The following is a 23,548-nucleotide window of genomic DNA, read 5'->3' on the forward strand; positions in this document are numbered from 1 at the left end:
TGGGCCAAGTCGTGAGCATAGGGCCGCAAAAACACTCTCTGACGCTCAAGGGGCACCGGACCAGCGTTACGCTGGAACCCGAATTCTGGAATGCCTTCCGGGAGATTGCGGCGCAAGATGGCAAACCAATCAATGCCTTGGCGAGCGAAATTGATGCTATGCGCGGCGCGGATGTCGGGTTGGCCTCCGCGATACGGGTTTTTGTCTTGGCGCGATTTCGTGACGGCTTTAGCGATCGTTAACCAAGTGCGGACATCATGCAAATCATGTCATTATCCACAAAACCTACCCCATTGAGTCCGCAAGGATACCTTCTGGATATCTTCAGCTCAAAAGCCGCGCGCGAGGGCGCCGTGATCCGGCGCAAATCGCGCGATATCGACCGCTATATTGGCCGAGATGTATTTGTATCAGAGTTGCACCGTCGAGGTTACCGCGCCGTCGAAAACGCTGGTCAGATCATTATTTTTTGCAATGCCGAGCCGGTGCGACCGTTGATATAACCGGAGACCGACACGGTCTCCGGCTGTTTTCCGACACGGAAAACGAAACGCTTCAAATGTTGCACGCCAAATGGAAACCGCGTCGGTTTCCAGCCGGTTTCTGTGTCAGAAACCGATCACGCCACGGAAGCGCGAAAAATCTTGTCTATGTTGCTCCCCAAGGCCGCATTGAAGCCTGCGTCGCTCATGTCCTTTTGCAAGCCCTCTGTCAGAGCTCGGCTGAAACTCGCGATCATTTTGTGGTTCTGCGCGAGCCGAGCACTGGCATCATCCGTTGAGTATCCGCCGGACAAGGCAACGACACGCAAGATACGAGGGTGGTCTGCCAACGCATCATAGAGACCTGGCTGATCCGGCAGTGTCAGCTTCAGCATCACCTCTTGTCCATCTTCCAGGCCTTCCGTGTGCCGCATCAGGGACTGTGCCAGCATCGCCTCAGCCTCCGCCTTGGTTTCAGAGTGGATATTCACCTCAGGTTCGATGATGGGCACCATGCCTGCGGCCAACACCTCGCGCGCCACGTCGAACTGGTTTGCGACAATCGCCTCGATCCCGTCTGCATTGGCGCCATGCACGACCGACCGTTCTTTTGTGCCGTAGACGCCCATTTCCTTGGCCGCTGCCAGCGTATCGGCCAAACCCGGAATCGGTTTGAGCAGTTGGACGTTGTTGGCCTCATCCTCCAACCCCTTGTCAATTTTCAGAAATGGTACGACCGACCGTACGTTCCACAGATAGGCAGGCACAGATTGCCCGTCGATCATTTCTTTGAGCGTCTTTTCAAACAGGATCGCCCCAATCACCTTGTCGCTTGTAAAATCAGGGCTCAGGATGATGCGCGCACGCATGCGCTGAATTTCGGCGAACATCTCTTCTTCGCTGTCGTACTCACCCGCGTCCACGCCATACAGTGCGAGGGCTTTCGGCGTCGACCCGCCCGACTGGTCCAATGCGGCAATAAAGCCTGCGCCTGCCTCCATCTGGGCACGCATTTTCGCAAAATCACTCATAGAAATTCCTCTGGGCACGTTGGTTGCATTGCGCCTAGACGTATCCCAATCTGCGTGTTCGTGTAATCCCGCGCATGTGTGGTTAGCGCTACCGTTTGCGCAATTTCAACCAGATGCCCTCTTTCGCACGTACAGTGAGGTGCGCAACGGGCACCGGATCACGCCCCGAGACAGGTTCGACCGCGACATCTCGCAACAATCGGGCAAGAATCAGCGGCCCTTCTACCATTGCAAAACCGGCCCCTGTGCAGACCCGAGCGCCTGCCGAAAACGGAATGAACGCATCGCGCTGGCAAGATTTGCCATTCTCAGTCTGCCACCGTCCCGGGTCAAAATCATCCGGCCGCTCCCACAGCCGTTCGTGGCGATGCAAGTGCCATGGGCTAATCACAATCTGGCTGCCCTTTGGAATCCAACGATCACGGAATTTCTCGGGGCATGACGTTTCACGCACCATCATTGGCACGGGCGGATACAGACGCAAAGTCTCGCGAAACACATCCCGGGTGATGGGCAATTTGGCCATGACAGAGAAATCACAAACCGTCAGCGCCTGAGCTTCAGCTGCCACCTTCCCCTGCCAGGCGGGATAAAGCGCCATCAAATACAGCGCCCAAGCCAGCGCAGAGGCGCTGGTTTCATGTCCGGCAAGAAAAAAGATCGCAACCTGATCCACCATTTCCTCTGGCGAAAAGGTCTGTCCTGTGTCCGGGTCAGGCGTAGTCATGATCTTGGTCGCCAAATCATTCGGCGCAATACCCGCCGCGATCTCGCCCGCGCGACGGTCCACGAGTTGCGCAATGAGGCTCCGGATCTTCGCCGCACTTGCCCTTGTATCGTTTCGAAACAAGCGGGGCATCCACAACGGCATCGGCAGGAAGGCCGCAAGGTTCAGGATCGGCTGGCTGCGTTGATAGGCGCGAAATTCATGGAACACTTGTCCGGCCAGCGCATCTTCGATCGGTATGGAAAAGAGCGTGCGAAAGATGACATCCGCTGCCGCATGGCTCGTCTGCGCCTCGATTTCCGTTATCCCTTCAGGCAAGCGGGCCGCCGCTGCCTCCGACGCGTCCCACATGGCAGGAAACGTCTCGCGCAGCCGTCCGCCTTCGAAAGCCGGATCAATGATCCGCCGCTGTCGCCGCCAGGTTTCCCCATTGGTCAGGAACACGGAGTTTCCCAGCAAGGGGCGCAGTCCCTCGCCAATGCGATCAGATTTGGGAAAATCCTCCGGCCGATCCTTCAGGACGATTTTGATCAGGTCGGGCTGATTGATGAGGTAACTGCGAAAGAACGGCGTGCGAAACTCTGCCATCCAGGCGCGGTACAGTCGCGCGGGTTGTGCCGACAAGATATCGCGCCGAAAGAGCTTCATGTACCGCCAGAGCGACACGTGATCCGGCCGGCTTGGCGGTTTGGGAGGCTTGATCATGCAGCGACAGACGTAAATTTCGACACGGTATGATCAATGCGCGATCTGGACGGGGGGCGATCTGCATAGCGTTCCGCCAGTGTCAGCGGACCGGATGTGATCTGAAAGTAATCGTAATCCTTGGGTCTGTCGAAAGCACAAAGATATTGAAAATGCAGGCGAAAAAACCGCCAGCGTAACGCAGCCCATCGTTCTGGGCTGAGCGATTGGGTAAAGGCCGCGGAAAAGACGAGCGGCCATTTCTTGTCCGCAGGGGCAACGCCCGAAACGGACACAGGATCACATAACGCAAAGGCGCATCCATCTCCGGGTGCGGTGACATCGACCCAGGTCAGTTCCGACCGCGCTGAAAGATATTGCAAATCAGCTCTCAGCCGATATGCGTGCGGCAGAAATGACACCATCGGAACCACCTGCCCCAAGGTTAGAAAGGCCAGCGCGGGACCATCTTTACGCACCCGGCCGGCGCGGATCAGGTCTGCAAGGATCGAGACGGCCAGATGGGCACCCGATGAATGCCCCACAACAAGCACTTCGTCCACATCCGAGGTCAAAGCCTCTGCAATGCTATCCTGAAATGTTTTCATGCGCGCCTCAAGCAGGGCCGGGTTGGCCCCTCGCGAGGCCGCAGAATAGGCGTAGTCGTGCATGAGGTAATAGGCAAAGACCTTTCCATCCTTGGCCTTGAACCAGCGCAGCAGAGCAACGAAAGCGCCAAAGCCGACAAGTACACCGACCCACGCGCCGACAGTGCCCATAACAGATGCACCCAAGCGCCACAGTACCGCCCAGACAGCCAGCGCGCATAACAGCTGCGCCAGCAACATGGCAACCGGATAGAGGGCGGCGATCACCGGTCCCTTCCGCAGCCGCATGAGCCGCCCGAGCGCACCGCAACTGATATAGATCCAAGCCGTGCGCACCAGTTGCAGGTACGTACCCGGAATAGAGGCCGCCATGCTGTCGCGCACAATGTCGGACCAGACCAGCACCTCGAAATCCGCATGAACTTTTGTGTCGTCGATCTCTGCCTCCACTTGCCAGCCGTAATGCGCTGACCTTTCCCCAGGGTTCAGGACAAGGTGGTAACCCGAAATCTCCGCTTGCGCCTTGCCTTCCTTTCGGTAAAGCTCGCGGTAGCGGCGTGGAGGAATGGGATCATATCCTGGGATGTAAAATACCCGGCGACGGGACACGGCGGTGGGATGCGGACGGCTCATGGATGCACCTCGTTTGATGCGACCCTAGCGCTTTTCTTTGACCAAAGTAAGGCCGAGACCGACACGGTCTCCGGCTGTTTTCCGAAGCGGAAAAAAACATCAGAGGGTCGATGTTGCAAGAAATTGGAAACCGTGTCGGTTTCCAGCCGGTCTCTGCGTCAGAGACCGTCCCGTCCTAACCCAAAGTCGCAAGAGCAGGAAAATTCTCGAGCAGCCAGAAGGAAAAACGTGTGAACAGCCCAAGCAGCATTGCGGCACCTACAAAAACCAGCAACGCCCCCATGACCTTTTCGATAGCGCCCATGTGCGGCTTTAGACGGTTCATGACGCCAATTGCCCGGCTCATGAACATCGCGGCCAGCAGGAACGGGATGCCTAGCCCCAATGCGTAGATCCCCAACAGGAATGTGCCGCGTGTAACCGACGCCTCGGAGGCGGCCAGGGTCAGGATCGCACCGAGCTGTGGACCAATACAAGGCGTCCAACCGAAGGCGAAGGCAAGACCCAGAACATAAGCTCCAAAGGATGATCCGCCCTGATCCCCTGCATCCATCCGCGCTTCGCGATCCAGAAAGCCGATGCGAAAAACGCCCAGAAAATGCAAGCCGAACACGATGATGACGGCGCCGGAAATCTGCGAAAAGAGCACCTGGTTTTGCAGGAAAAACGCACCGAAAGCCGACGCCGCAAAGCCAAGGAAAATGAATACTGTCGAAAGGCCCAACACGAAAAACAGTGCCGTGATCGTGGCCTTGTTGCGCCCTGATCGCCCAACGGACATCTCGCTTACGGTCATCCCCGACATATACGCCAGATAGGGCGGGACGATGGGCAAAACACAGGGGCTGAGAAAGCTGATGATCCCCGCAAACAAGGCGATGCTCATAGCCGGAATCAGGCTGGCGTCGATGATGTCAATTCCAAACATGATATCGGCCTATCGCATCATTGCTTGCCCGTCACCTCTGCTTCGGTCACATGTCTGTGGACAGATTGAAACATCACGCCTAACTGGTCAGACATGGATGATAGAAACACACTCGATGCCGTGGGCTTGCTGTGCCCCCTGCCCGTTCTCAAAGCACGCAAACGTCTGCAATCGCTCAAGACTGGCGAGGACCTGACCGTTCTGGCCGATGATCCCGCCGCAGTGATCGACGTGCCGCATTTTTGCGCGGAGGCCGGGCACGTTCTGGTGTCGACTGACCTCGACGGCCCTGTTCAGACATATGTGATCCGCAAAGGATAAAGGGCGCGCCCCTCGGCACGCCCTTTTGATCTATTTGCCCAGCGACCACCAGCCGCGCTTTTTGGGTTTGGCTGGTTCCTCAGGCGCATCTGAGACAGGCTCCGGTATCGGATCTGGCGCAACGCGCTCTGGAACCGCTTCCACTTCAGAAGGCGTTGCTTCTGCTGTCACTGGGTCCGACGCGTCTTCGGCAACGACAACCGGCTCGGACACAGGCGGTTCCGGCACGACAACAGGCTCCGGCGCAGTCGAGGAGACCTCTTGATCAGGCGCCTGATCTGCAACCTGTTCCGAAGTGATCGTTGCGCTGGCCTCTGCTTCGGCTGCCGCCGCTTTTGCCTTCGCACTCTTGCGCGTCCGCGAGGCCCGCGGTTTGGGCGTCGGCTTTTCGGAAACCTCGTCTGATTTGGCGTCGTCAGACACCGCCTCATCCTCGGTCGGCGCCTCGGCTTTGTCGGCCTTCGCCGCACGCGCCTTTGACGGGGACTTGCTCGAACCGCGGCTGGAACTGCGAGTCCGCGTTGGCGTCTTCTTGGCCGGCGTCGCATCCGCTGATACCTCGTCCGATGCAGTCGCACCGTCCGCTTCAGTCGCAGGTTCCGACGCGGCCTCTTTCACCGGAGCGTCACCTTGCGCTGCTGCTTCGCCATCGGCTGCATCGGCATCAGAGCCTTCCGTTGCTTCCGTCTCATCATTCTCGGCAGAGGATGATTTGCCACGGCTCCGCCGACGCCGACGCCGTCTGCGCTTGGGCTTGGCTTCGCCATCCTCTGGCGTGGTTGTTTCGGCTTCGGCCTCGACGATGGGTGCCTCTTCGACCTCGGCCTCCCCTTCATCAATCTCATCCATGATCGAGGTATCAACAGACACTACCGTCGCGGATGCGACCGGAACCACGCGGGTCGCCGTTTTGAATTTCTCAAGCGAAAAGTCGGGGCTCACCAGATGCGGCTCCCCTTCGATCCGGACCGACAGGCCATAGCGGGCTTCAATATGGGCGATGTGCTCGCGCTTTTGGTTCATCAGGAAGTTGGCAATGCCAACCGGAGCCTTGATCAACACCTCGCGCGACCGGCGACGGGTGCCTTCTTCTTCGATCTGGCGCAAAATCGACAGGGCGAGATTGTCGTCCGAGCGGATCAGACCGGTACCGTGACACGCCTGACAGGGCTGCGTCGTGGCCTCAATCATACCGGGGCGCAGACGCTGGCGGCTCATCTCCATCAGGCCAAAGCCCGAAATCCGGCCGACCTGAATGCGCGCACGGTCGGTCTTGAGCTTATCCTTCATCCGCTTTTCGACGGCGGCGTTGTTGCGACGTTCGTCCATGTCGATGAAGTCGATCACGATCAGGCCGGCAAGATCCCGCAGACGCAATTGGCGCGCCACTTCGTCGGCGGCCTCCAGATTGGTCTTGGTCGCGGTTTCCTCGATCGAGCCTTCCTTGGTCGACCGACCCGAGTTCACGTCGATGGCTACAAGCGCCTCGGTGATGCCGATCACGATATAGCCACCGGATTTCAGCTGAACCGTCGGGTTGAACATGCCCCCCAGATAGGTTTCAACCTGATAGCGGGCAAAAAGCGGCAGGCTTTCCGTATAAAGTTTCACGTTCTTGGCGTGGGACGGCATGATCATTTTCATGAAGTCCTTGGCAATGCGGTAGCCGCGCTCGCCTTCAACGAACACTTCGTCGATATCGCGGTTATAGAGATCGCGGATCGAACGTTTGATCAGGTCGCCTTCTTCATAGATTTTCGCGGGCGCAATGGATTCCAGTGTCAGCTTGCGGATCTGTTCCCAAAGACGGAAGAGATATTCATAGTCGCGCTTAATCTCGGCCTTGGTGCGTTGGGCACCGGCCGTGCGCACGATCAGGCCCGCCCCGAGTGGCACGTCGATTTCGTTTGCGATTTCCTTGAGTTTCTTGCGGTCCGCGGCGTTGGTGATCTTGCGGCTGATACCGCCGCCACGGGCCGTGTTGGGCATCAAAACGCAGTAGCGACCCGCCAGCGAGAGATATGTGGTCAGGGCCGCACCCTTGTTGCCGCGCTCTTCCTTGACGACCTGCACCAACAGGATCTGACGGACCTTGATGACTTCCTGGATCTTGTAGCGACGCGGGCGCGGCTTGCGCACGGGACGAATGTCTTCGCTATCATCTTCGTCCGCGACAGATTCGATCGTCTCGTCCTTGGCAGATGCATCCGCTTTTTTGGCGACGTCGTCGTCCTCATCCGAAGGATCGGTGTCGTCCTCGACGCTTTCTTCGCTCGTGTTGGACGTGGCGGAATCCGTGCCCTCAGCTTCAGGCGTTTCGGTCTCGTCGCTATCGCTATCGGATACGTCTTCTTCCCCAGCCGCCGGCGTTTCGACGGGCGTTTCCTTAACGGTCTCCATAGGAGACGTGCCCTCGGTGTCGTCAAACGCATCCGCGGCGTCGAGGTCTATTGTCTCCATCCCGTCAATCTCAGTGGATGTCGTGGCATCATCGGATTTTATCGCGGCCGCCTTCGACTTCGATTTCGAGGAAGAGCGGCGGCGTGACGAAGGTTTGGCTTTTTCTTCGTCCTCATCGCGCGATTTCTGCGCCTCGGCATAGGCCCGTTCTTCGGCCATCAGCGCTTCGCGGTCCGCGACTGGAATCTGGTAATAATCCGGATGAATTTCCGAGAACGCAAGGAAACCATGGCGGTTTCCACCATAGTCCACAAAGGCCGCCTGAAGCGACGGCTCGACCCGTGTTATTTTTGCGAGATAGATGTTGCCAGCAAGCTGGCGTCTGTTTTCAGACTCAAAGTCGAACTCCTCAACCTTGTTTCCGTCCACCACCACGACGCGGGTTTCTTCCGCGTGGGTGGCATCGATAAGCATTTTCTTAGCCATAGTCTTTCACTGCACGACGGCGCCTCTGCCCCACCCGGGGGCGCGGCAGATTTGGGATCGTGTCTATTTCGGGCGATGTGGGACGCGCGGCAGTGTGGGCCGGTTTCGGCCCCTGCGGGATGGTTTAGTGCATCGACGCGCGTCATCGCGGTTCTTCTCCGACACGTACGCCTCGTATGGGGCGTCGTATCCGTTCATAAGCTGCACCAGACCTCGGCCTGCGTCAGCATCTCTCGGCCGTTTCCGGCCCAATCGGTCTGTGAGAGGACTTGCGGGCAGTGCCCAGCAGTTTCCGCTCGACAGCGAATCTCGTTATGCGGGAAACGTTCATCACGTTTTGGCCCGTCGGTTTAGATAAAGCCAATGTTGGTCCAATGACAATGGGCAATTACACATCAGCTCTTTTGCAGTCATTTTTGACTTGCCCCAAAGCCGCCAAGATAGGCAACGGCCTGCCATAAATCGGATGCGATGTATTGCCCCAGGTCCGGCAAGGCGACGTGCGGTGATCGGATATCAGGAATCTGGGCGGCCCGACACCCGGCTTTCACGGCTGCGGTGATGCCGGGATCGCTGTCCTCAAACGCTGCGCAACGGGTCGGATCGACGCCCAGGGCTGCCGCCATTTCCAGATAGGGCGCCGGGTCAGGCTTGACCGCCGACACTTCGTCGCCGCCCCTGATCTGCTCAAAAAAATGCAGTAACCCTGCCACCTCAAGGTGTTCTCGCGCGCGATGCCCGTGCGTCGAGGTCACGACACCCATGCGGTGCCCTGCCTGCGCCAGTTTCTCCAGCGTGTCGCGCACGGTTGGTTTGGGCTTCACATTCACGGCCAGATCCGCCCGGACTGCGGCGTGCCAGTCTTCGTTAAACGATACGGCATGGTCATGCGAGCCGAGGTATGCGGTCAGCTTGTGCAAGGCCTTGGCCCCGCTGGTGCCGGACATTGTCATGAAAAACGCAGAGATGTCGCTCGGGTCCCGCCCCGTGGGTGCCAGCAAGTCAATCGCTTGCTGCAAATAGACCCGCTCGCTGTCCAGCAGCAGGCCGTCCATATCAAACAGAAAGGCGTCAGGGATATTCATCGTCAAGCTCCAGCCCGGTCCGGGTCGGAGCACTTCTGGCACGAATGACGCCCGGCTGAAACCATGTATCGCACCCTGACCGCTTTATGAGAGACCGACGCGCCGACGCGGCGAAACAGTGTCGATGATGATGGGTCATGTCAGTAAATTATTCATTGTTATCAAACCGCAGGGCGCTGTCGTTCAACCAAGATCCACGGCACGACGTTTTGAAGCTGCCAACAGCTCAGGCACCTCACATCGAGCATCAGGCGGTTACGCCAAGCGCGTCACGTTCTTCGCAAACGGTCGGAGGGGGGCAGTCCCGCCTATGTCGATAGAATGCGCGTACCTGCCCAATATCAAGTCGGCTTGAGCGGCGCGGGCTGACCTGTCGCCCTTCCCCGCCGATCGCGCCGCGTTGGTCTCAGAGGTAATCGGACCTTTGCAGGCTGTATTTGGCCATCTTCTCGTTCAACGTCCGGCGTGGCAGGCAAAGCTCCTCCATCACGCTCGAGATTGAGCCTTTGTGACGCCGCATCGTGTTGTCGATCAGCATCCGCTCGAACGCTTCGACATATTCTTTCAGCGGCTTGCCTTCGGTCGTCATCACCGGCTGCATTTCTTCGTGATCGTTCATCAGGAGCGACGCGATCGAACCCGTGCCGCGGCGGGCCTGCAACACGGCGCGTTCCGCAATATTGATCAACTGGCGCACGTTCCCTGGCCATGGGGCCTGCAACAGTTGGGCCGCCTCCTGTGCGGAGACTTTGGGCGCATCGCAGCCGTATTCTTCGGCGAACTGATCGCTGAGGCGGGTAAACAGGGTCAGGATGTCCTCGCCCCGCTGGCGCAAGGGGGGAACAGTGATTTTCAGCGCGGCCAGTCGATAAAACAGGTCCGGGCGCAGCGCGTCCTCGGAGGTCCGTCCGGCTTCCTGCATATTGCAGATCCCGACGATGCGGGTCTCGGCCGGGGTCCCCTGCTCGTTGATGACGGAGAGCAGGCGCGCCTGAAGTCCTTCGCTGAGCGCCTCGATATCCTCGAGCACAAGCGTGCCGCCGCGCGCCTCTTCGACGGCTGGCAATTGCGCGTCTTCGGGCAGCATCGGGCCGAAGAGACGCTTTCCAAGCGCGGTCTCTTCCCAGGCAGAACAGCTGACCAACACGAATTTCTTGCCCGCCCGGCTGCCAACGGCGTGCAGCGCATGCGCCACCAAGGTCTTGCCTGTGCCGGTCTCCCCTTCGATCAGCACATGGCCATCGGCCTGCCCCAGATCCAGGATATCTTCGCGCAGCCGGTCCATGACGGGCGAATTGCCGATCAGCTTTTTCATCAACTGACCGCCATCACTCAACTCGCGCCGAAGGGCGCGGTTGTCCATCGTCAGACGCCGTGCGCCAGTCGCCTTTTTGGCCAGTTCCGACATGCGATCCGGGTTGAAGGGCTTTTCAAGGAAATCGAAGGCGCCGACCCGCATCGCCTCAACGGCCATGGGCACATCACCGTGGCCCGTGATCATGATCACGGGAAGCGCGCTGTCGTTCCCCATCAGCTTCTTGAGGAACTGCATGCCGTCCATGCCGGGCATCTTGATGTCGGAAATGACGATGCCGGGGTAGTCCGGACCCAACGCCTTGAGCGCGTCTTCGGCGCTGGCAAAGGTTTCGGTGTCGTACCCCGACAGGGCCAACCACTGACTGATGGATTGGCGCATGTCCTGTTCGTCATCGACGATCGCAATCTTCATGGCTTGGGTCATTGATGTTCTCCCGGCTTATTCCGCCGCTTCAATTTTGCTGTAGGTGTCCGCATCCCCGGTCAGGATGGGGAGCTGCATTTCAAATACGGCCCCGCCTGCCTGTCCGTTTCGCGCGGTGAGCCGTCCGCCCAAATCGTTGACAATGCCGGAGGAGATGGCAAGCCCCAGACCAACGCCGTCACCCGGCTGCTTGGTGGTGTAGAACGGCTCAAAAAGCTCATCCAGATCGGCAATCCCGGGTCCGTTGTCACGCACCGTCAGCGTCACCGTCTCCCCAACGGAAAGGATGATATCGACCTGCGGCTCTCGTTCAGATTTGGTGGCGTCGATGGCATTGCGCAAGAGGTTCACCATCACTTGTTCAATTCTGAGCCGGTCGCCCATGACCATGGCCGGGTCCGGGGGCAGCACGCGGTTGATCAGAACCCGCCGCTGGCGCAGCTGCGGCTCCATCATCGACAAGCTCGATGCCAGCGCGTCGCCCATGTTTACAGGGCTCAACGCGTCCTGACCCTTGCGGGCGTAGGACTTCAGCTGGCGGGTGATCGCCCCCATCCGTTCGATCAGATCATCGATCCGGCCAAAGCTCACGATCGCCTCTTCGGGTCGGTTGCGACGCAGCAGGAGCCGTGCCCCCGCCAGATAGGTTTTCATCGCGGCCAGCGGCTGGTTCAGCTCGTGACTGACAGCTGCGGACATCTCTCCCAGAGCGGCCAATTTCGACGACTGTTCAAGGGTTTGCTCTGCGACGGCGAGGTCTTCCTGCACCCGTTTGCGTTCGGCGATTTCTCGCTGCAACTGGGCATTCAGATGGCGAAGCTCTGCCGACTCGCGCGCAAAGAGCGCCAGCCGCAACGCCGAACGACGGCTGAGCGCATAGAACGCCAGCGCAAGCAGGAGCGCGAATCCCATGATCTCAAGCGCCAGAACGCCGTTCACCTTCTCGCGCACCGACGCGTAGGTGGTAAAGGACGCCATCCGCCATCCGCGAAACGGGATCCGGGTTTCAAGGCGCATCACGCCTTCGCCTTGCAGATAGGCGTCGGGCGGCAAGGCGGTCCAGTCCGCGGTGGCACGAATGGCCCGTTCAATGGCGCTTTGCGGGGTTTGACGCATGAGAGCCGCTTCTTCGGTCAACCCGCGCCAGCGTGGCTCGGTCGCCAGAACAATCTGACCGGAACTGTCCGTCACGAGCACAGCCGCGGAAATACCCGCCCAGGCCCGTTCAAACTTTTGCAGATCAACCTCGACGACAATCACGCCTAACGTGTCGCTCCCCGACGTCACCCGGCGCGAATAGGTGAACGTGAAGCCCCCTGCCTCGCGCGGCGCGACAGTAAAGAGCGTGTCCAACGCGCGCAGCGCATCGATGAAATAAGGCTCCGAGCGATGGGTGGATCCCAGCACATTCCGGTCGGTCGCGGCCACTGCCCGCCCGTCCCGGTCGAGCAGCATCAGGTTTGCAGCACCAATCTCTTCGACGAAGGAAATCAGCCGCTGCGAGGATAGCTGGTAATCTGCGGAATTCAGCGCGCCGATCAGCGACGGATCACGCGCCAGCAGTTGCGGCACGATCGCACTGCGGCGCAATTCACTCAACAGGTTGCCCGAATAAAGCGCCAGACGCAGTTCAGCCCGGTTGCGCGTTGTTTCGGTAAAGCGATCAGTCAGCAGCCGGTTGGTCATCACCACCGTCACCACGGCAACAATGGTCAAGATCCCCAACGCGAGACGCACGCGCCACCCGATGGTTCGGGTCGTTTCCGAAGCGCGTCGTTGTGCCGGTTTCACTGCCATGCGCGCAAGCATAGGGCGCAGGCGCGCACCGCTCAAGTCATACCGTTGTCAACTGGCCCGCAATTGCGCGAAAGAGCGCCTGCCCGTCCGTGCCGCCGTGGCCAGTATCCGCCGCCCGTTCCGGATGCGGCATCATCCCAAGGACGCGGCGGTTGGAGGACAGGATCCCCGCGATATCGCGCAGTGACCCGTTCGGATTGTCCGTGTAGGAAAACGCAACCCGGTCCTCACCGATCAAAGTCTCCAGCGTGGTCTGATCGGCAAAGTAATTGCCATCATGATGCGCAATCGGAATGTCGATCACGTCGCCTGCGGTGTACCCTTCGGTATAGATCGACTGCGCGGTTTCAACCTTAAGGCCAATCGTCTTGCAGATGTATTTCAGGCCTGCGTTGCGCAACAGCGCACCCGGCAGGATGCCCGTTTCGGTCAACACCTGAAACCCGTTGCAAATGCCCAGAACGTAACCGCCCCGGTCCGCATGCGCCTTGACGGACTGACAGATCGGTGAATTGGCCGCGATTGCGCCGCAGCGCAGGTAATCGCCAAAGGAGAACCCGCCCGGTACACCCACGATGTCGACACCGTCCGGCAGGCTGGTGTCCTTGTGCCAGACCATGGTGACATCCGCACCCGCCGCCCGGAAGGCGACGGCCAGATCCCGGTCACAGTTCGAGCCGGGAAAAACGACGACAGCCGCGCGCATCAGGCCATCTCCACCCGGTAGGATTCAATCACCGTGTTGGCCAACAGCTTTTCGCACATGGCTGTCACATCGGCTTCGCTTGTGCCCTCGGCCAGATCAAGTTCGATCACCTTGCCCTGACGCACGCCGTTGACGCCATCAAAGCCCAAAGCCCCCAGAGCATGGCGCACCGCTTCACCTTGCGGATCCAGCACACCAGTCTTCAGCATCACATGTACGGTCGCCTTCATGTCTTGCCCTTCGTTTTTCCAAAAATAGTCGATTTGCCCGCGCAGAGACGCCAAGCCTCAGTTGATGAGCGTCGGTTTCGTCACGGGAGGCGTGTTCTTGGGCAACACGCCCAAACGGCGCGCCACTTCCGTGTAGGCATCCGTCAGGCTGCCCAGATCACGGCGGAACACGTCCTTGTCGAGTTTTTGACCGGTTTCGATATCCCACAAACGGCAACTGTCCGGGCTGATTTCGTCCGCGATGATCAGGCGCATGAAATCGCCGTCATAAACGCGGCCAATCTCGATCTTGAAGTCCACCAGACGAATTCCAACCGCCAGCATCACGCCGGACAGGAAGTCGTTTACGCGCAGTGCGAGGCTCAGGATATCGTCCATGTCCTGCTGGCTGGCCCAGCCAAAGGCTGCGATATGTTCCTCAGTGACCAGCGGATCGCCCAGCTTGTCATCCTTGTAACAGTATTCGACGATGGGGCGCGGCAACTGTGTACCTTCCTCGATCCCGAGGCGCGTGCTCATCGTGCCCGCCGCATAGTTGCGCACGATCACTTCCAGCGGAATGATCTCGCAGGAGCGCACCAGTTGCTCGCGCATGTTGAGGCTTTTGATGAAATGTGTCGGCACGCCGATCTGGCCGAGACCGGTCATGAAAAACTCGCTCAGGCGGTTGTTGAGAACACCCTTGCCTTCGATCACGTCTTTCTTCTGCGCGTTGAAGGCGGTGGCGTCATCTTTGAAATACTGGACGATGGTGCCCGGCTCGGGTCCTTCATAGAGGATCTTGGCCTTACCTTCATAAATCTTTTTGCGTCGCGCCATGGGCGTCCTTTCGCTGCTGGCGGGCTGCGAGTCTGCCCGACCTGTGGCCCTCTTAAGCAATCAGAGGATATGCCGCAAGCAAAGGGGTTGTACACAAGCGGCTCCCCCCGCATATCTTACACGAAAGACACCTGCAGGAGATTTTGCCGATGAGCACCTTTGACGACCGTGAAAACGCTTTTGAGAACAAGTTCGCACATGATGCGGAAATGCAGTTCAAGGCGGATGCCCGCCGCAACAAACTGCTCGGTCTCTGGGCCGCAGAGCTTATGGGCAAATCTGCCGAAGACGCTGCAGACTACGCCAAGGAAGTCGTGAAATCCGATTTCGAAGAAGCGGGGCACGAAGATGTCTATCGCAAAGTGTCGGGCGATCTCGGTGATCTGGCTTCCGAGGCCACCATTCGCGCGAAAATGGCTGAATTGATGGCCCAGGCGAAGGCTCAACTGATGTCAGAACTTAAATAAAACAAAGCGTTACCACCTTCTCATAATGTGATTCCGGCGCGTGAAACCACTTTTGGTTTTGCGCGCTTTTTATGTTTATCTCCTGCATTTCAGCGATCTGATTAAGCTTTGGATCATCCGGTGCCGCTATGTTCCAAATCGAAATACAAGGTATCGGGGCGGGTGATCATGGGCCAGGTGGCAGCATCGACGGTCATGCAATATGTTATTCGTTTTGGCGTGCCACTGCTCATTCTGGCAGTTTGCCTGGGGCTTTTGTCGCAAGAGTTTTCGACCGCTGAACTTGCCAATCTGCCCGGTCATTTGCGCGACATTACCGCGCTGCAATGGGCAATGGCGGGTGGTCTGACACTGGCGAGTTTTTGGGCTGTCGGCCAATACGATGCGCTGGCACACCGGGCGCTGGGCACAGGAATCAGTGCGCGACACGCGCGCCTGACGGGCACCATCGGGATCGCGTTGGGTCAAACACTGGGTTTCGGGCTGTTGACCGGGGCGCTGGCGCGCTGGCGCATGTTGCCCGGTCTGAGCGCTGCGTGCGCTTTGCGCCTGTCGACGTATGTGTCCCTCAGTTTCATCATGGCTTGGGTCGTTGTGACGTCTTTGGTCTGCATCGTCCTGCCCGCTCCCAACTGGACGATGTGGCCCGCCTTGTCGGGCGTGATCGTCGCAGCGCTTTCGCTCTGGTTTCTGTTTCGCAGGCCCGTCCTGCACTGGCGTGGTCACACCTTGCCGATGCCAAGCCTGACCCTGACGGCAGCGTTTGTCTTTTGGGCCGCGTTGGATACCACCTTCGCGTCTGCGGCATTCTTTGTTTTCGTGCCCGATCCCGACCTGCAATTTGCGACATTCCTGCCGCTGTTCCTGGTTGCTTTGGGGGCAGCACTTGTGTCGAACACGCCAGGCGGCATCGGCCCCTTCGAACTGATATTGCTCACGGCGTTGCCGCAGGCCGCGCCGGAGGCCGTGATGACGTCCATCATCGCATACCGGCTAGTTTATTATGCGCTGCCAGCCGGGATCGCGATGCTGGCGCTGTTGCGCCCCTTTGCCTTGCCACGTGTGCGCCTGTCATTTGCAACCGGGGATCACCGGATCGGCCCGCGCAGCGAAGTCGGCGCAGTCCTGCAAAACGGCGGCTTCGTTCATCGCGATCAGGGCAGCAGTCTGGCCCTCTGGCCGACGGGACAAACCGTGACGCTGTTTGCGGACCCCGTGCAGGGGACGACAGACATGGCACTGGCCCAACTGACGACCTGCGCGCGGGCGGCTGTCAAATTCTCCTTTATCTACAAATGCGGCGGCCCGATGGCCGCAACGGCGCGCAAGGCCGGTTGGTCCGTGATCCACATGGCTGACGACGCCATCATTGATCTCGCGACCTATGATCATGCGCTCCCGTCCAGACGCACATTGAGGCGAAAACTGCGCGCCAGAGAAAAGGCAGGGGTCCGGATCGTCTGTGACACAACAAGGTTTTACGCCGAGATGGCAGATGTAGACGCTGCGTGGCAAGAGATGCATGGCACAGCACGGGGCGGCAGCATGGGGCGACTGTCTGCGCCGTATATCCAAGATCAGTGGGTCGCCTGCGCCTATCACGACAACGCTCTGGTCGCGTTCATCACCGTGCATGTGGGCCATGATGACTGGTGTCTCGACATTATGCGGCACGTAAAAGATGTTCCCGAAGGTACGATGCACGGCCTCGTCGACGCCGCCATATTGGCTGCCCGAGACGCGGGCATAGATCAGTTTTGTCTCGCGGCGACACCTGCCTGTCCGAACCCTAAAAGCGCGCTCTGGCGCTGGGTCGCGCGTCAAGCGGTGGCGCGCAGCGGTGGTCCGGGATTGCGTCAATTCAAATCCGCTTTTGCGCCACGGTGGTCTGCACGTTACGCCGCCGCTCCGAACCATATTCAGTTGGCCCTCGGCCTTGCTGACCTCACTCAGGAAATCCTTGATCCAATCCCTTTGACGCAGCATGAATCAAACCAACCTCATTATGTTGATGAAGATTATGAAGTGGATTCACAGCGCTGCGCATGACAGTGCAACCCAACCGGTTTTCATCAAAGGTGACATCTCAATGCCCGATCTTTTGACCCTTATGCTTGCGCAAAAGGGAACTTTGCTGGCGGACGGTGCCACGGGGACGAACCTGTTCAACATGGGCCTCATGTCCGGCGATGCACCCGAGATGTGGAACGAGGAACACCCCGAGAAGATTGCCGCCCTGTACAAGGGTGCCGTGGACGCGGGCAGCGATATCTTTCTGACAAATTCATTCGGTGCAAATGCCTCGCGGCTCAAATTGCACGATGCAGGCCACCGCGCCTTTGAGCTCAGCAAGATTGCCGCGGAGATTGGTCGCGAGGTTGCGGACGCCGCGGGCAGCACCGTCATCGTCGCAGGCTCGGTCGGACCCACCGGTGAAATCATGGAACCCGTCGGCACGCTGAAGCATGCGGATGCTGTCGAGATGTTTCACGAAACGGCCGCAGGTCTCAAAGCCGGAGGAGCCGATATCGCCTGGCTCGAGACAATATCGGCCGCCGAAGAATTCCGCGCCGCGGCCGAAGGCTTTGCTCTGGCCGACATGGCTTGGGTCGGCACCATGAGTTTTGACACCGCCGGGCGCACCATGATGGGCGTCACCAGCAAAGACATGGCAGCCCTCGTGGCCAGCCTGCCGAACCCGCCAGTCGCTTTCGGCGCCAATTGCGGCACCGGTGCATCGGACCTGCTGCGCACAGTGCAGGGATTCGTCGCCACCGGCACCGAGATCCCGATTGTTGCCAAGGGCAACGCTGGAATCCCGAAATACCATGACGGGCACATTCATTACGACGGCACGCCGGAACTGATGGCTGACTACGCCGCTTTGGCCCGTGACAGCGGCGCGACCATCATCGGCGGATGCTGCGGCACGATGCCTGATCACCTGCGCCTGATGCGCGAAGCATTGGATACGCGTCCCAGGCAATCCGCCCCGACGCTGGATGCAATCGTATCTGCCCTGGGGCCGTTTTCATCGGACAGCGATGGCACGGATGGCGGCGGTCCACCCGCACGGCGCAAACGCGGTGGTCGATCGCGCGCCGCCTAGAACAAGTCCAGTTGCGCCGAGGGCTTGCGCGGGGGCACAAACAGGTCGCACCTCATCGACGGTGCCTTTTCCTTCAATCTCAATCGCTTTGTCGCGACTTCAAAACGTCGCTGAATGATCTCGGCATAGGGCCCCTCCCCGCGCATGCGCCGCCCCCAGCGCGAATCGTAGTCTTGTCCGCCATGCATTTCGCGCAGCCGCGCCATAATGCGGCCCGCGCGGTCCGGGTAATTGACGTGCAACCACTCCTGCACCAGCGGTGACACTTCGCGCGGCAAGCGCAACATGATCCAACTGGCGCTGCAGGCGCCAGCCTCCTTGCCCGCCGCCAAAATCGATTCGAGTTCCGGGTCAGTCAGCGCCGGTATCATGGGCGACGCCATGACGCGCACCGGCACGCGTGCCTGCGTCAACCTTTGGACCATCTGCAACCGGCGTGCCGGGGCTGGCGCGCGCGGCTCCATCAGCCGCAACAGCTTTGGATCAAGGGTCGTGATGGAGATGCCCACGCGCACCAGATCACGCTGCGCCATACGGCTCAGAATGTCCAAATCCCGCTCGATCAAAGTCCCCTTCGTCACGATGGCAATCGGGTGGCCACACGCTTCGAGCACTTCAAGGCAGCGGCGCATGATCTGATGCGCGCGCTCGATCGGCTGATACGGGTCGGTGTTGGTGCCAATCGCGATGGGCGCGACGCGATAGGATCCGCGCGCCAACTCTGCGCGCAACACCTCCGGCGCATCCGGACGCGCAATCAAACGCGTCTCGAAATCCAATCCCGGCGAAAGACCAAGATAAGCGTGGCTGGGTCGGGCAAAACAATAGACGCAGCCATGTTCGCACCCACGATAGGGATTGATGGACCGGTCAAATGGCAAATCCGGCGACCGGTTGTAAGAAATCAAACTGCGCGGCCGTTCCAGCGCCACTTCAGTGCGCAAAACCGGTAGATCATCTTCCTCCTCCCAGCCATCCGCTTCGGCATGGCGTGTCACGGGCTCAAAGCGGTTCACGCTGTTTGAGAGCGCGCCGCGCCCTTTGGGCACTGTTGTTTGCAAATCATGGCTCATGTGAAATTTATAGAACATAACAAGAACTTTAGCCAGAAAAGAGTTGTAAATCAGACCCACCATCCGGCACAAGTGAGACGAAAGGCGCACGCAGGTCGCGCACAGTGCGGACGATGTCGTAATTTGGAAAGTGCACCTGCGACATTCCGGACGATAAGCAGATCACAGGCCAGGTCCGCGCACCTGCACTCAGAGGTAAGCCCATGTCAGAAGAAGACGATATCATCCTCTCCGAGCTCGACGATGAAGAGCTCGTGCAGCAGATGTTTGATGACCTTTACGACGGTCTCAAGGAAGAGATCGAAGAAGGGGTCAACATCCTGCTGGAACGTGGATGGGCCCCCTATGATATTCTGACCAAGGCCCTTGTGGGCGGCATGACGATCGTGGGGGCTGATTTTCGCGACGGGATCCTGTTCGTCCCCGAAGTCCTGCTCGCAGCCAATGCGATGAAGGGCGGCATGTTCATCCTCAAGCCGCTTCTGGCCGAAACCGGCGCGCCACGGGTCGGCAAGATGGTGATCGGCACCGTCAAAGGCGACATCCACGATATCGGCAAGAACCTTGTGGCGATGATGATGGAAGGGGCCGGTTTCGAGGTTGTTGATCTGGGCATCAACAATCCGGTTGAAAACTACCTGGAAGCAATGGAAGCAGAAGGGCCGGACATCGTTGGCATGTCCGCTTTGCTGACCACAACGATGCCTTACATGAAGGTTGTGATCGATACGATGGTCGAGAAGGGCATTCGAGACGATTATATCGTTCTGGTCGGCGGCGCCCCCTTGAACGAAGAGTTCGGCAAAGCCATCGGTGCAGATGCCTATTGCCGGGATGCGGCAGTCGCAGTCGAAACGGCAAAGGAATTTGTTGCACGCAAACATAACCAGATGAGCGCCTGATCGAATTGCCGGGCGCATCCAATGCATTGGCTTGCTTCTGACGCCAGAGGCTGGAGCATTACCTCGCAGCCAATTGCGCTTGTTTCAAGATGAGTACCCGTGTTCAGGCACGCTTGCCTCTTTATACTGTGCCTGAATAGACGGCAAAGCGTGGCGGATGATCCTATTCTCGAGTATGATGGGTCGGGGATCGCCTGCGGCACAGGGAAGCAAGCGCAAGACGCCCGGGTTCAGAAGAGGATTGATAGATGCTGAGCGCAGGGCAGACCATGCCGACGTCGAAACCATTGGTTCCCCATGTCAATTCCAGATGATCATACCCTGACCGAGACAGGCGTAACCGCGTCCGGCCGTGGACGCATCCTCTTGATTGCCTGTGGTGCACTTGCCCGCGAAATTCTCGACCTCAAAGCAGCGAACGGATGGCAGCATATGGACCTGACTTGCCTGCCGGCCCAATTGCACCTCTACCCTGACAAGATAACACAAGCGGTGCGCAATTCAGTCGCCAAACACCGTACGGCTTATGAAAGCATCTTCGTGGTCTATGCGGATTGCGGCACGGGAGGGCACTTGCAAGCCGCATGCAAAGACATGGGAGTGGAGATGGTTTCAGGACCGCACTGCTACAGCTTTTTCGAGGGAAATGAAAAGTTTGCGAAGCAAAGCGAAAGTGAAATAACAACATTTTATCTGACGGATTTCCTCGTGCGCCAGTTCGATGCCTTCATTGTCAAACCCATGGGGCTGGATCGGCACCCGGAATTGCGGGATATGTATTTTGGAAATTACGAAAAACTGGTGTACCAAGCTCAAACGGAAGATCCGAGCCTGACAAAAAAAGCGCAGGCCGCGGCACAGAGACTGGGACTGAAATTTGAACGGCGCTTTACAGGTTACGGCGATCTCCAAACGGCACTTGATACTCTATAGTCCCGCAGGTCCCCTTCTCTGTTCCCAAAAATCCCGGGGGAGTCGCGCCAGCGACGGGGGCCGGCCCCCAGCCCAGAAAATTCGTACGAATTTTCTTATCCCGCTGCGACCAGGCGAATCCGTTCGATCATTGCGCGCAGACCATTGGACCTCTGGGCGGACAAATGATCGTTGAGACCTAACCGCGCCATCTCCGCACGCGCATCCACTCGCAGAACCTCCTCGGTGGACAGACCATTATAGAGTTGTCGCAACAGCGCAATCAGCCCTTTCACGATCATGGCATCGCTGTCACCTTCAAAATGAAACCGGTCATTCTCGATGACCGGATGCAGCCAGACTTGACTGGCGCAGCCATCGACCTTGGTGGCAGGTACTTTCAGAGCATCCGGCAGAGGCTCCATCGACTTGCCTTGCTCGATGACGTACCGATAGCGATCTTCCCAATCCTCCAGGAATTCAAAATCCTCGACGATCTCTTCGAATGCTGCGCTTGCCATGGGTGCCTCGCTTTGAACCGTATGATGTTGACCTAGGCGGGCAAGGGCCAAAGGTCCAGTCATAGAATGGGCGCTTTTCAACCTCCCTACGATCCGCTACCACATACGTCAAAGCAGACGAAGCAGGCGAACCATGCGCATTCTGACCACATCCCTTCTTGTTGCGACCCTCGGACTGACGGCGTGCAACAGCCGGATCAATCCGGTAAACTGGGGCAGTGGCAACCAGGCTGTTTCAACGTCGCAAACTGCACCTGAAGAGATCAACCCACTCATCCCGGAGAACCCTAGACGTAACATCCTGAGCAGTCTGACAAATCCGGACGTCGAGTATTTGGGAACACCGATCGAACAAGTCACGGAAGTGGTTGTCGAATCCGTACCAGGTGGTGCGATCCTCGTCGCCACAGGTGTCTCCAGCATACAAGGCATCTATGATGTGCGACTGACCCCCTCCAACATTGATGCCGTGGCCGAAGACGGGGTTCTGACCTTCAGGCTCGAAGGCATCTACCCCGAAGGCGCACCGCGCGGCGGTCCGGAAAGGCTTCGCACCGTCAATGTTGGTGTCAAGCTCACCGACAATCAATTGGCGGATACGAGGGTGATACGGGTCGAGGCACGTCAAAACGCCCAGACCACAAGGCGTCGCTAGGCCCTAGTCGAGCGGGATGATGCGCACATCTGCGCCCTGAGCCGTCAACGCCACGCGTCCTTCACACAAACGGAGCGCGTCCTGCCCAAACACTTCGGCCCGCCATCCGCTCAGCGCGGGAACATCGCGCATCCCTGCCGCAATGGCATCCAGATCCGCAGCAGACGCAATCAGTTTCGCCGCCACCCCTGCACTCTCCGTCTTGGCCTTCAAAAGCACCCTCAAGAGATCGGCCAGAGCCGGGTTCACCTGCATTTTCTCTCGGCTTCGATCGGGTTTCGGCATCGCATTCGGCGCCATGTCGATGCCACGGGTCACAGCCGCAAGAATGCCGTCCGCAATCTCGCCTTTGCGTGCCTCGCGCAACAGCAGGCGTGACCGGCCGAGATCCTCATAGGACTGCGGCTTGTTACTGGCCAACTCCACCAACGCGTCGTCTTTGCACACGCGGTTGCGCGGAATATTCTTGCGCTGTGCATAGGTCTCGCGGAAGGCGGCCAGTTCCTGAACGATCGCGAGAAATTTCGACGACGAAGTGCGCGTTTTGACCCGCTTCCAAGCTTGGTCGGGGGCGACGATATAGGTTTGCGGCGACAAAAGCACCTGCAACTCTTCGTGCACCCAACGTGCGCGTCCCGTTTCCTCAAGCTTGGCCGACAGGAATTCATAGATCTGCCGCAAATGGGTGACGTCCGCGATCGCATAAGCCTTTTGCGCATCCGTCAGCGGTCGCCGTGACCAATCGGTAAAACGCGAGGATTTGTCCACGCCTTCACGTGTAATCTTGCGTACCAGAGTCTCATAGCCGACCTGCTCGCCAAACCCACAAACCATCGCCGCAACCTGCGTGTCAAAAAGCGGTTCCGGAAACACTTCGGCATCGACATAGAAAATCTCGAGATCCTGACGGGCGGCATGGAACACTTTCACCACCGACGTGTCGCGAAAGAGGTCATAGAGCGGCTCAAGCGACAGCCCCCCGGCCAATGGATCGACCAGAACCGCATTTTCATCCGTGGTGCCCGGCATTGCCAACTGGATCAGACACAATTTGGAATAATAGGTCCGTTCCCGCAAGAATTCCGTATCAACAGTCACATAGGGATGGGATTTGGCTTCTTCGCAGAAGGCGGCCAACGCGTCGGTCGTCGTGATGGTTTTCATATGCGGCTTCTTGTTGTTGTTCTGGTTTGCACTGCATCGGGTCGCATGGCGTCTACACCAATCCCGG

At 58.7% G+C, this 23,548-nt stretch carries 23 protein-coding genes; 9 read left to right on the forward strand and 14 right to left on the reverse strand.

Annotated elements, in window-relative coordinates; all coding sequences use genetic code 11:
* The first annotated feature begins 11 nt into the window (after positions 1–11).
* Both LC354_RS06205 and LC354_RS06210 read left to right on the forward strand, forming a co-directional pair.
* Complete coding sequence (locus tag LC354_RS06205) at positions 12–242, forward strand: ribbon-helix-helix domain-containing protein (RefSeq protein WP_223422082.1); 231 nt, start codon at positions 12–14, stop codon at positions 240–242.
* A gap of 15 nt (positions 243–257) precedes the next feature.
* The gene (locus LC354_RS06210) at positions 258–503 is read left to right on the forward strand and encodes an N-(5'-phosphoribosyl)anthranilate isomerase (RefSeq protein ID WP_317849273.1); all 246 of its coding nucleotides are present in this window, start codon (positions 258–260) and stop codon (positions 501–503) included.
* A 116-nt stretch (positions 504–619) separates the two neighbouring features.
* Here LC354_RS06210 and LC354_RS06215 read toward each other — a convergent pair whose 3' ends face one another.
* The 4 genes from LC354_RS06215 to LC354_RS06230 all read right to left on the reverse strand — a co-directional run bounded on the left by LC354_RS06215 (position 620) and on the right by LC354_RS06230 (position 5,093).
* Positions 620–1,513, reverse strand: coding sequence for a fructose bisphosphate aldolase (locus LC354_RS06215; protein ID WP_223422083.1), 894 nt, complete (start codon positions 1,511–1,513; stop codon positions 620–622).
* Between the two features lie 88 nt (positions 1,514–1,601).
* A complete protein-coding gene (locus LC354_RS06220; RefSeq protein WP_223422085.1) occupies positions 1,602–2,945 on the reverse strand; it encodes a cytochrome P450 in 1,344 nt (447 codons plus the stop codon).
* The gene (locus tag LC354_RS06225; protein WP_223422087.1) at positions 2,942–4,165 is read right to left on the reverse strand and encodes a hypothetical protein; all 1,224 of its coding nucleotides are present in this window, start codon (positions 4,163–4,165) and stop codon (positions 2,942–2,944) included. Before LC354_RS06225 ends, LC354_RS06220 begins: the two co-directional genes overlap by 4 nt.
* Positions 4,166–4,340: 175 nt before the next feature.
* Positions 4,341–5,093: a cytochrome c biogenesis CcdA family protein gene (locus LC354_RS06230; protein ID WP_223422089.1), complete on the reverse strand. Its 753-nt coding sequence runs from the start codon at positions 5,091–5,093 to the stop codon at positions 4,341–4,343.
* A 93-nt stretch (positions 5,094–5,186) separates the two neighbouring features.
* On the opposite strand from LC354_RS06230, the gene LC354_RS06235 reads away from it, so the two are divergent.
* Positions 5,187–5,414: a sulfurtransferase TusA family protein gene (locus tag LC354_RS06235; protein WP_223422091.1), complete on the forward strand. Its 228-nt coding sequence runs from the start codon at positions 5,187–5,189 to the stop codon at positions 5,412–5,414.
* A gap of 30 nt (positions 5,415–5,444) precedes the next feature.
* Here the strand turns inward: LC354_RS06235 and LC354_RS06240 are convergent, their stop codons facing one another.
* The 7 genes from LC354_RS06240 to purC all read right to left on the reverse strand — a co-directional run bounded on the left by LC354_RS06240 (position 5,445) and on the right by purC (position 14,678).
* Positions 5,445–8,300: a ribonuclease E/G gene (locus tag LC354_RS06240; RefSeq protein WP_223422093.1), complete on the reverse strand. Its 2,856-nt coding sequence runs from the start codon at positions 8,298–8,300 to the stop codon at positions 5,445–5,447.
* Between the two features lie 410 nt (positions 8,301–8,710).
* The gene (locus tag LC354_RS06245; RefSeq protein WP_223422095.1) at positions 8,711–9,385 is read right to left on the reverse strand and encodes an HAD family hydrolase; all 675 of its coding nucleotides are present in this window, start codon (positions 9,383–9,385) and stop codon (positions 8,711–8,713) included.
* A 406-nt stretch (positions 9,386–9,791) separates the two neighbouring features.
* Positions 9,792–11,126, reverse strand: coding sequence for a sigma-54-dependent transcriptional regulator (locus LC354_RS06250; RefSeq protein ID WP_223422096.1), 1,335 nt, complete (start codon positions 11,124–11,126; stop codon positions 9,792–9,794).
* Between the two features lie 15 nt (positions 11,127–11,141).
* Positions 11,142–12,923 carry a sensor histidine kinase gene (locus tag LC354_RS06255; protein WP_223422098.1) on the reverse strand — a complete coding sequence of 594 codons (1,782 nt, stop codon included), beginning with the start codon at positions 12,921–12,923 and terminating at the stop codon, positions 11,142–11,144.
* Between the two features lie 37 nt (positions 12,924–12,960).
* Positions 12,961–13,629 carry a phosphoribosylformylglycinamidine synthase subunit PurQ gene (gene purQ, locus LC354_RS06260; RefSeq protein WP_223422100.1) on the reverse strand — a complete coding sequence of 223 codons (669 nt, stop codon included), beginning with the start codon at positions 13,627–13,629 and terminating at the stop codon, positions 12,961–12,963.
* Positions 13,629–13,859, reverse strand: a complete 231-nt coding sequence (gene purS, locus LC354_RS06265; RefSeq protein WP_223422101.1) for a phosphoribosylformylglycinamidine synthase subunit PurS — start codon at positions 13,857–13,859, stop codon at positions 13,629–13,631. The genes purQ and purS overlap by 1 nt, the downstream gene beginning before the upstream one ends.
* A 57-nt stretch (positions 13,860–13,916) precedes the next feature.
* Complete coding sequence (purC, locus tag LC354_RS06270; RefSeq protein WP_223422103.1) at positions 13,917–14,678, reverse strand: phosphoribosylaminoimidazolesuccinocarboxamide synthase; 762 nt, start codon at positions 14,676–14,678, stop codon at positions 13,917–13,919.
* A gap of 149 nt (positions 14,679–14,827) precedes the next feature.
* Between purC and LC354_RS06275 the strand changes: the two genes are divergently transcribed.
* From LC354_RS06275 to bmt, 3 genes are all read left to right on the forward strand, one after another.
* The gene (locus tag LC354_RS06275) at positions 14,828–15,145 is read left to right on the forward strand and encodes a DUF1476 domain-containing protein (protein WP_223422105.1); all 318 of its coding nucleotides are present in this window, start codon (positions 14,828–14,830) and stop codon (positions 15,143–15,145) included.
* 168 nt (positions 15,146–15,313) lie between these two features.
* On the forward strand, positions 15,314–17,194 hold the full coding sequence (locus LC354_RS06280) for a phosphatidylglycerol lysyltransferase domain-containing protein (protein ID WP_223422107.1): 1,881 nt from the start codon (positions 15,314–15,316) through the stop codon (positions 17,192–17,194).
* A gap of 40 nt (positions 17,195–17,234) precedes the next feature.
* A complete protein-coding gene (gene bmt / locus LC354_RS06285) occupies positions 17,235–18,254 on the forward strand; it encodes a betaine--homocysteine S-methyltransferase (protein WP_223422109.1) in 1,020 nt (339 codons plus the stop codon).
* Here bmt and LC354_RS06290 read toward each other — a convergent pair.
* Positions 18,251–19,345 carry a PA0069 family radical SAM protein gene (locus LC354_RS06290; protein WP_223422111.1) on the reverse strand — a complete coding sequence of 365 codons (1,095 nt, stop codon included), beginning with the start codon at positions 19,343–19,345 and terminating at the stop codon, positions 18,251–18,253. The genes bmt and LC354_RS06290 overlap by 4 nt on opposite strands.
* 185 nt (positions 19,346–19,530) lie before the next feature.
* Here LC354_RS06290 and LC354_RS06295 point away from each other — a divergent pair, with 185 nt between their 5' ends.
* Together LC354_RS06295 and LC354_RS06300 are read left to right on the forward strand one after the other, a co-directional pair.
* Positions 19,531–20,229 carry a corrinoid protein gene (locus tag LC354_RS06295; protein WP_223422113.1) on the forward strand — a complete coding sequence of 233 codons (699 nt, stop codon included), beginning with the start codon at positions 19,531–19,533 and terminating at the stop codon, positions 20,227–20,229.
* A gap of 297 nt (positions 20,230–20,526) precedes the next feature.
* On the forward strand, positions 20,527–21,162 hold the full coding sequence (locus LC354_RS06300) for a DUF1638 domain-containing protein (protein WP_223422115.1): 636 nt from the start codon (positions 20,527–20,529) through the stop codon (positions 21,160–21,162).
* 95 nt (positions 21,163–21,257) lie between these two features.
* Here the strand turns inward: LC354_RS06300 and LC354_RS06305 are convergent, their stop codons facing one another.
* Positions 21,258–21,662: a SufE family protein gene (locus LC354_RS06305; protein WP_223422117.1), complete on the reverse strand. Its 405-nt coding sequence runs from the start codon at positions 21,660–21,662 to the stop codon at positions 21,258–21,260.
* 133 nt (positions 21,663–21,795) lie between these two features.
* On the opposite strand from LC354_RS06305, the gene LC354_RS06310 reads away from it, so the two are divergent.
* The gene (locus LC354_RS06310; protein WP_223422119.1) at positions 21,796–22,317 is read left to right on the forward strand and encodes a hypothetical protein; all 522 of its coding nucleotides are present in this window, start codon (positions 21,796–21,798) and stop codon (positions 22,315–22,317) included.
* Positions 22,318–22,320: 3 nt separating this feature from the next.
* On the opposite strand, the gene rnd is transcribed toward LC354_RS06310, so the two are convergent.
* On the reverse strand, positions 22,321–23,481 hold the full coding sequence (gene rnd / locus LC354_RS06315; RefSeq protein ID WP_223422121.1) for a ribonuclease D: 1,161 nt from the start codon (positions 23,479–23,481) through the stop codon (positions 22,321–22,323).
* Between the last annotated feature and the right edge of the window lie 67 nt (positions 23,482–23,548).

The organism is Tateyamaria pelophila (assembly GCF_019966495.1).
Lineage (GTDB): Bacteria > Pseudomonadota > Alphaproteobacteria > Rhodobacterales > Rhodobacteraceae > Tateyamaria > Tateyamaria pelophila.